Here is an 8,947-nt window from a genome sequence, read left to right on the forward strand (position 1 = left end):
GACTGCCAGCACCGTCACCTTGGCCCGGTGCGCGGCGAAGATCGCGAGCAGATCGCGGGCGATGGCCGGGTCGCCCGCCCCGTGAAAAGTCAACGCCACCTGGTTGCGCGAGCGTGATCCGTGCGCGTATTCGACAGCCGGTGTACGGGGCGTCGCGCGTGCGGCGGTCGACGAGCGCGGCGCCGCTGAGGTGCTCGCAGGCTTCGCCGGAGTGGACGATGACGCCGTACCCTCGAGTGGCTTTGTCGGCGTTGTCGGCGTTGTCGGGCCCGAGTTGCACGGGCGGCCTGACTGCAACCGGCTGCGGCCGAGACAGCGATAAGACCGCCCATGGAGCGGATCTTTCGTCTGGAAACAGTCACGCCGCGATCGTTCCACCTACCGACTGAGGACGCGCCGCGAGCTCACACCTGGGCTCCTTGCGCTTTAACAAATGCATGAGTTGATCCCGAGGTTGAGGTCACCGAATGCGGGCCACGTACCTGAGTGGTGCACTAGCTGTAGCGCAAGCGCGCTAATCCGGTGACCGCGCAGCTGCGGTGCATTGGCGAGCACCGAACGTGATGCTATCCGAGCCCGTGAGGTACCCAACATCGTGGCCACGATGCTGGTATCGGAATGGGCCCCCGGGCTGCCCATGGCGATGCCTGGCTTGCCTATCCGCTAACCGCGACGCGTGATGATCGATCCCCGGAACAACCTCGACCGACAGCGCAGTTCTGTGCTCGCCGCGGAGATCTCCTCGAGTACCTGACGCACACCGTTATCACCCCTATGAGGCCACCCAGGTCCCACGCAACCAGCCCTTGAACACGGCCCCGCATGTCATTTCGCAATCAATGCGAACCATCACTTGATTCGCCATTTCCTGTCTTTACTCGAGACGGCACGCATGCTACCAATATCGGTAGACCTAAAAGCCGGAACGACAAATGCGATGGTTGTTGTTGGGTGGCGTTGGTAATTGCACGGCGGCATGAAGACGTATATCGGTTCGCCGGCGGCTGCGCGCAATTATGTGGAGGCCGATCGGTCCCGCGCCGATGACTACTACCTCACCGAAGGGGTCGGGGTGGCGGAGCGGTTCAGCGTCGACGCCGACGGGCACGTCGTACGGCTTGATCCGCTCGCCGGTGACGGGTACGAGGCGTGGGTGGCCGGGCTGGACCCGGACACCGGTGAGCCGCGCGGCCGGCTGCGGACCGACGCCCGAGGGGTGCGGTTCGTCGAGGTCACAGTGAACGGGCCGAAGTCGTGGTCGCTTGCGGCGGAGCTGCACCCTGACATCGCGGCGGCGTATGACGCCGCCCAGGAAGCAGCGGCGGCGCAGGTGATCGGCTGGCTGGGTCAGCATGCGACGACGCGGGTGGGGCCGCGGGGCGGGCAGGTGCAGGTTCCCGTCGAACGCCTCGAGGCGGTGACGGTGCGGCACTACACGTCGCGGGCGGGGGACCCGCACCGGCATCTGCACCTGCAGGTCAACGCGCGCGTCTTCGCCGCCGGCGGGTGGCGAGGTCTGCACACCGTCGGCGTCCGCGACTCGCTGAATGCGGTCAATGGCATCGGGACCGCCGCCATGACCACCGACCCGCAGTTCCGGGCCGCGCTCGCCCGCCACGGCTTCACCCTCGACTCGACGTCGGGGGAGATCCGTGAGTTGGCGCCTTTCGTGGGGGCGTTCAGCAAACGCGCCGCGCAGATCACCCGGCATCTCGACCGTTACGAAGCCGAGTGGCGAGCCGTCAACCCAGGCCGCGAACCCGGACCGAAGCTGCGGCAGGCGTGGGACCGACGGGCCTGGGCCGAACAGCGTCCGGACAAGGTCACCCCCACCTCCGGCGCGGAGTTGCACGACCGGTGGCTGGCCGAGCTGGCCGAGCTCGGCTACCGGCCATACGACCAGGCCGTCACTCTCACGTCGACGGCCGTCGGTCGGCTCAACCGCGACGCGATCGCCGAACAGGTCCTGCGGGTGGTGGCGACGTCGCGGTCGGGGTGGAACGCGGCCGACCTGCGCGGCCAGGTCGAACAACAGCTCGTCGCCCTCGGCATGGTCGTCGACCCCGCAGTGCGGCTCGAGGTCGCCGAAGACATCACCGCCCGCGCCCTGACGTTGTGCATGCCGCTGCTCGACCGCACCGGCGTCCCCGAACACATCCGCGCCCTCACCTCACGCCACGTCCTGCAGGTCGAGGGCGACCTCATCACCCGCCTCGCCGACCGCAGCGTCCAGGCCGCCGGCGAGCGGGAGCTGGCCTCACCCGCCGGAAGCGACCGGCCCCTGGACCCGGCGCAACAGCGGGTCGTCGCCGCGCTGGCCGGCGACCAGCGCCTCGTCGTGATCGAGGGAGCTGCCGGCGCCGGCAAGACCACCGTCCTCGCCGCGACCCGCGACCAGATCACGGCGCAGGACCGCCGGTTGGTCGTGGTGACGCCGACGCTGAAGGCCGCACAGGTCGCCGAAGCCGAACTCGGCAGCGCCGGCTCATCGGTAGCGACATCGGTGGCTTGGTTGATGCATCAGCACGGCTGGCGCTGGACCAGCGACGGACACTGGGCACGGCTGCAGGTCGGCGACACCGACCCCACGACCGGAAGCCTCTACCACGGGCCGAGCCCCCGCGCCGTCCTCACCCACGACGATCTGGTGCTGGTCGACGAGGCCGGGATGCTGGACCAGGACACCGCCCGCGCCCTGCTCACCCTCGCTGACGAGCATCGGGTGCGGTTGGCGTTTGTGGGGGACCGGCACCAGCTCGCCGCGGTCGGCCGTGGCGGCGTGCTCGACCTCGCCGCCCGCTGGGTCGACCCGGCCGCTCACCTCAGCCTGTACGAGGTGCACCGCTTCACCCGCGCCCACACCGACGCGAACGGAGCAACGGTCACCGTCGCGGACACCGAGTACGCACAGCTCAGCCTCTCGATGCGCACCGGCGACGACCCGGACGCAGTGTTCAACGCGCTGCTCGAGCGCGGACAGGTCCAGGTGCACCCCAGCGACGCCGACCGGTTCGCCGCGCTCGCCGACGCCTACGTCGACGCGGTCGCCGACCAGGGGGCGCCGCCGGCGGTCGTGGTCGACACCCGTGAGCAGGTGGCCGAACTCAATGCCGTCATCCGCGAGCGGCTCGTCGCCACCGGGCGGGTCGATGACCGCCGTGTGATGACGACGGCGGCGGGGGAGCGGATCGGAGTCGACGACGTCGTAGTGACCCGCCGCAACGACACCGGCCTGGACATCGCGAACCGCGATACGTGGACCGTCACCCACCTCGGTGACGGCATGGGTGACGGGGTGCGCGACGGCGTGGGTGGCGCGGTGGGTGAGGCCCGTTTTCTGGGCGTCACCGGCTGTCACCGGGGTGAGCGGGAGTTGGGGGCCAGCTATGTCGCGCGGCATGTCGAGCTGGGCTACGCCACCACCGCGCACGGGGTGCAGGGCGACACCGTCACCCACGCCCACCTGCTCCTCGGCGATTACACCTCCGCTGCGTCGGCCTACGTCGGGATGACCCGCGGCCGGCAGAGCAATACCGTCCACCTCGTCGCCGAGTCGGTCGAGGACGCACGGGAGCAGTGGGCCACGGCGTTCTCCCGGGACCGGGCCGACCTCGGCCCCAGCCACGCCGCCTACCTCGCCGCCCTCGAGGCGGACCGCTACGCCCACCCGCGCCCGGTCGAGCAGGCGCTCGAGGATGTGCGGGCGGCCTGGAGCGCGGAGGCCGACTGCCGTGACCGGCTCGCCGAACTCGAACCGCTCGCCGAGCGGCTACGCGAGATCATCACCGTCCGCGCCGGCGGCGAACAGACGCGCCATCGCTTCGCTGACGCGCTGCACCACGCCCGCGACGATCACCACGAAGCGGTGGTGAGGCTCGAGGCCAGCAGCGCCGCGATCGAGCACGACACCAGCGTGCTGCGCGACCGGCTGCTGGGCGAGTGGGATGCGCACCGTGACGCTGCCCGCGCCGCGGCCACGGTCGTGCACGCCGGACCCGGTCGGCTCGGGTTCCGGCTGGCCGCAGTCAACCGCGCCCAGGAACACCTCGCCGCCTGGTCGATGACCTGGCAGCCCTACCTGCCCGACATGCCCACCCACTCCACCACCATCGCCCGCTACGCCGCCCAGAACTACCAGCCGAGCATCGGCAAGCACCTTGAGGCCTACGCCCGCACGGTCGCCGAAGGCCGCCACCCCGACCACAGGCACCTGCAAGCCGCGGTCGACCGGGCGGCCGCGGCGGTGACCGCGGCGTCGCGCGCGGACGCCGACGCCCGCGAGCAGCGCTACCACAGGCTTGCGTCGATCAGCCCGTTCGCCCTCACCGCCGACCCCGCGAGAGTAGAGGCGAAGCTGACCGAGCTCGACCGCGACATCGCCGCGACCAGAACCGACCTCGACCAGCGGCACCACACCGTCACACGAAGTGAACGTGACCCCGCCATCCGCGCCCTGCCACCCGGGCGCCTCGACACCGAACACGCCGCCTGGGCAGCCGACCGCGAACAACAGCAGCGCGACGAGCAACAGGCCCAGGACCAGGTCGCTCTCACCCGCGCCGCCCACCAGACCGCCAGCCGCTACGCCGGCCATCGGCGCAGCGCACCGGTGCACAGCCCCGAGCCCTACACCCCGCAACCGGCTCCCAGCCGCGGCATCGGCATCTGAAGCACAGACCGGCACTGCACGACACGCGGCGACACCCGCGACACAAATTGCTCGACCAATTTCGGTCATCGTGCGCGCGAGAGCCCCGACCGGAACGCCTTTAACAAGTGAAGGCCATCCCGCACACCCCACGATCGGAGACCACCATGACCCAGCAGCACCAGCCCAGCGACACCCACGACCTGCTCACCATCACCGAAGCCGCCGACCTGCTCCGCGCCCCCGTCGCCACCCTGCGCTACTGGCGCCACCTCGGCACCGGACCCCGCAGCTTCCGCCTCGGCCGCCGAGTCGTCTACCGCACCGACGACCTGCGCGCCTGGGTCGAAAACCAGGCTGCGGATACGTCCACCCCGTGAGCTTGCCCCCGTAATCTGCAGAGGGCCGAACGCGACGAGGAGGATCAGTTCGTGGCGAGTATCGAGAAGCGCACTCGTCAGGGACAGGTGCGCTGGTACGCGCGCTTCCGCGATCCAGCCGGCGAGCAGAAGGTCAAGGTATTTGACCGTCGCGTCGACGCTGAGCGCTACCTCACAACCGTCGAGTCGGCCAAGCTGACAGGCCGCTATGTCGACGCGAAGCGGGCGGCGATCTCGTTCCGCACGTTCGCCGAGGAACACTGGGCGGCCTATTCGCCGACGCTCGCGGCTGACACCACGCGAGTGCGTAAGCGATCGGTCCTCGATCGCCACATCCTGCCGACGCTCGGGCGGTACTCGGTGGGGGCGATCAAGCCGAGCACGGTCGCGTCAGCAGTCGGCATCTGGTCGCAGACCATGGCGCCGGGCACGGTCGGCCAGGTGCTGCGTCAGGTTCGCCAGATCCTCGACGCCGCGCTCGTCGACGGCCTGGTCCCGGCGAACGCCGCGAAGTCGGTCAAGGGCCCGCCGGCACCGCGTCGACGCGAGGTGCACCTGACCGACGAGGACGTCGCCCAGGTCGTTGCGGCCGCACGATCCGCGCACCGCACGCTCGTCATCACGCTTGTCGGCACCGGCCTTCGCATCAGCGAGGCCTGCGGGCTCCGTGTCCAGGACGTCGACTTCCTACGCCGGACGATTCACGTGCGTCAGCAGCGGCGCCCGGGCGGCGACCTGGGTCAACTGAAGACGGGCTCCTCGCGTCGGGACATCCCGGCCGACGACTCCGTCCTCAGCGCGCTCGCCGAGGAGATCCGACTGCGCCCGCGCCGAGATGGCCTCGTCTTCAGCGGTAACAGCGGTACCGCATTGACCAAGGCGATGGCCGGGCACGAGTTCGACGCCATCGAACGTGCCGTGGGGTTCACCGTGTCGCCCCACTCGCTCCGGCACTACTTCGGCGCCAGTCTCATCTCGAGGGGTGTGTCCGTCGTCGCCGTCTCGCACTGGCTGGGCCATTCGAGCCCGGAAATCACCTACCGCGTCTACGCCTATCTCAAGCCCGACGACGAGCAGGCCGGCCGCGATGCGATCGCCGAAACCATGCGCCACGTCGTCCCGCATGTGTACCCGTTGTGTACCGAGGAAGGGTCCCAGTGACCTCTAGCCCAGCAAATACGGGGGAAACCGTGGCTGCCGTCCTGTTCGACATGGACGGCACGCTGGTCGACACCGAGCCGTACTGGATCGCCGCCGAGTACAAGCTGGTCGGCGAGTACGGGGGCACCTGGAGCGACGAGCACGCGCACGCGCTCGTCGGCAACGCCCTGCTCACCTCGGCCGAGTACCTGCGCGATGTCGGGGGCGTGCGATTGGACCCGCCGACCATCGTCGAACGCCTGCTGGACGACGTGATCGCGGCATCGCTCGAGCGCATGCCGTGGCGCCCGGGTGCGCTCGAGCTGCTGGCCCGGCTGCGCGAGGCGGGCATTCCGTGCGCGCTCGTCACGATGTCCTACCAGCGCCTGGCCGGCACCCTCGTCGATCACCTGCCCGAGGGGGCGTTCGCCACCGTCGTCACCGGCGACGAGGTCACCGACGGCAAGCCGCACCCCGAGGCCTACCTGACGGCTGCGGCCCGGCTCGGGGTCGCCCCGGACCAGTGCATCGCGATCGAGGATTCGCCCACCGGCATCGCGTCGGCCGAGGCGGCCGGCTGTGTCGTGCTGGCCGTGCCGCACCACGTGCCGATCGCCGCCGGGCCGGGGCGCACGATCGTCCCCGGCCTGGAGACCCTGACCGTCGACGACCTGCGCCGGTTGCTGCGCGAACGCCGCCGCCCCGCGCCGGCATGACCGCCCCGCACCCGCCCACGGGCACGCTGGCCGGCGTGCTGCCGGGCGCGCTCGCAGCACTCGGCACGGGCTCGCCCGACCCGCTCGGACTCGCGGACGCGATCGGCCCGGTACGGCAGGTCGTGGTGCTGCTCGTCGACGGGCTGGGCCATCGCCTGCTGCCCGCAGCCGCCCACGCCGACCCGCTGTTCGCCGACATCGTGGCCGGCACGGCCGGGACCCTGCGCGAACTCGCGAGCGCCTTCCCGTCGACGACGCCGACGAGCCTGGTCACGCTCGGTACCGGCACGCTGCCGGGCGCGCACGGCATCCTCGGCTTCACCCTCAACGTCCCCGGCTCGGACCGGGTGCTCACCCACATCGCGTGGCGCGCCGACCCGGACCCGTCGGTCTGGCAGCCCCAACCCCGGCTGCTCGACGCCTCGGCGGCGGTGACCACCTCCGTCGTGGCGTCGGCGGACTACGCGGGCAGCGGGTTGTCGACCGCGGCCTACGGCGCGCCCCGCTACCTCGGCACCGGACGCCGCCTCGGCCTCGCCCGTGCCGTGCTGCGGGAGGTGAGTGCCGGGACGCAACTCGTCTACGGCTACCACCCGGCGCTCGACACCTCGCTGCACCTGCACGGCCTCGACTCCGACGAGTGGCGCGCGGCCGCGCGCGACGTCGCGCGCATCATCACCCAGATCGTCGAGCGGCTGCCGGCCGACGCCGTGCTGCTGGTGACCGCCGATCACGGTGGGCTGGACGTGCCGCCCGATCGGCGGTTCGACCTCGACACCGACCCGCGGCTCCGCGCGGGGGTGCGGGTCGTGGCCGGTGAGCCGCGGGCCCGCTACCTGCACACCGAGCCGGGCGCGACCGACGACGTGCTCGCCGCCTGGCGCGCGGTGCTCGGTGACAGCACGCTGGTGATGTCGCGCGAGGAGGCGGTGGCCGCCGGCTGGTTCGGACCCGTCCGGCCGGAACACCTGCCTCGCATCGGCGACGTCGTCACCGTGAGTCGCGACGACACGGTGGTGCTCGCGACCGCGCACGAGCCGGCGATGGTGGCCAAGCTCGTCGGCTACCACGGTGCGGCCACGCCGGCCGAGACGGCCATTCCGTTGATCGCGCTGCGCCGCTGAGCCCCCGCCGCTGGAGGCCCGCTACCTGATCACGTGCGGCGGCGCATTCGACGAGCGAACTCTCCTACGTCGACACCATCCACGTCCGGGCCGTCCCGGCGTCGTCACCCCCGCGAGCGACCCCGACGAGCGTGCCCGCGGCCTGAGGTCACGGCGCGGCCGGTTTGGGCAGGTCGTCGCGCGGGTCGGTGAGCACCGGCAGCTGCGGGTACGGCGGGGGAGTGCCGCCGAACGCGGGGCAATGCGCGTGATGGTCGCACCACTCGCAGAGCCGGCTCGGGTTCGGTCGGAAGTCGCCGGTCTGCAGCGCCCGCTGGATGGCCACCCAGATCGCCATCAGGGTGCGCTCGAACCGCACCAGTTCCTCGGCGTCGGGGGTGTAGCTCAGCGTGTCGGTGTCGGCGAGGTACATCAGGCGCAGCTGCCGGGGCACGATGCCGCGGGTGCGCCACAGCACGAGCGCGTAGAACTTCATCTGGAACAGCGCCTTGCCCTCGAACGCCTCGCGCGGCGAGGCGCCGGTCTTGTAGTCGACGACGCGCAGGTCGCCGGCCGGGGAGACGTCGACGCGGTCGATGTAGCCGCGCAGGCGCACGCCCTCGACGATCACCTCGACCAGTTGCTCGCGCGATTCGGGTTCGAGGCGGGCGGGATCCTCGAGGCGGAAGTAGTTGCCCAGCAGCTCGGCGGCGGAGTCCATCCACGCCGCGATGTCGGTGCCGTCCGCGTCGGTGTCGAACAAGGTGTCGACCTCGGGCTCCTCGGCCCGCACCCGCTCCCAGGCGCCCGGCAACAGGTCCCGCGCGGCCTCGAGGGTGCGCTCGGTGGCCGGCAGGTCGAACAGCGACTCGAGCACCGCGTGCACCATCGTGCCGCGGGTCGCGGCCCGCGACGGCGTCTCGGGCAGGCGGTCGACGCAGCGGAAGCGGTAGAGCAGCG

General features: G+C 71.2%; 6 protein-coding genes. 5 read left to right on the forward strand and 1 reads right to left on the reverse strand.

What is annotated here, in order from left to right:
- Positions 1-976: 976 nt before the first annotated feature.
- The 5 genes from mobF to VGN18_RS16095 all read left to right on the forward strand — a co-directional run bounded on the left by mobF (position 977) and on the right by VGN18_RS16095 (position 8,008).
- Positions 977-4,669, forward strand: coding sequence for a MobF family relaxase (mobF, locus tag VGN18_RS16075; RefSeq protein ID WP_327540721.1), 3,693 nt, complete (start codon positions 977-979; stop codon positions 4,667-4,669).
- Between the two features lie 146 nt (positions 4,670-4,815).
- Positions 4,816-5,028, forward strand: coding sequence for a helix-turn-helix domain-containing protein (locus VGN18_RS16080; RefSeq protein ID WP_327540722.1), 213 nt, complete (start codon positions 4,816-4,818; stop codon positions 5,026-5,028).
- 51 nt (positions 5,029-5,079) lie between these two features.
- Complete coding sequence (locus VGN18_RS16085) at positions 5,080-6,189, forward strand: tyrosine-type recombinase/integrase (RefSeq protein WP_327540723.1); 1,110 nt, start codon at positions 5,080-5,082, stop codon at positions 6,187-6,189.
- 29 nt (positions 6,190-6,218) lie between these two features.
- Positions 6,219-6,884 carry an HAD family phosphatase gene (locus VGN18_RS16090; RefSeq protein WP_327540724.1) on the forward strand — a complete coding sequence of 222 codons (666 nt, stop codon included), beginning with the start codon at positions 6,219-6,221 and terminating at the stop codon, positions 6,882-6,884.
- Positions 6,881-8,008, forward strand: a complete 1,128-nt coding sequence (locus VGN18_RS16095; protein WP_327540725.1) for an alkaline phosphatase family protein — start codon at positions 6,881-6,883, stop codon at positions 8,006-8,008. The genes VGN18_RS16090 and VGN18_RS16095 overlap by 4 nt, the downstream gene beginning before the upstream one ends.
- Before the next feature lie 148 nt (positions 8,009-8,156).
- On the opposite strand, the gene VGN18_RS16100 is transcribed toward VGN18_RS16095, so the two are convergent.
- On the reverse strand, positions 8,157-8,947 hold a 791-nt coding region (locus VGN18_RS16100), incomplete at its 5' end, for a RecB family exonuclease (RefSeq protein ID WP_327540726.1).

The sequence above is a fragment of the Jatrophihabitans sp. genome (assembly GCF_036000465.1).
Taxonomy (GTDB): domain Bacteria; phylum Actinomycetota; class Actinomycetes; order Mycobacteriales; family Jatrophihabitantaceae; genus Jatrophihabitans.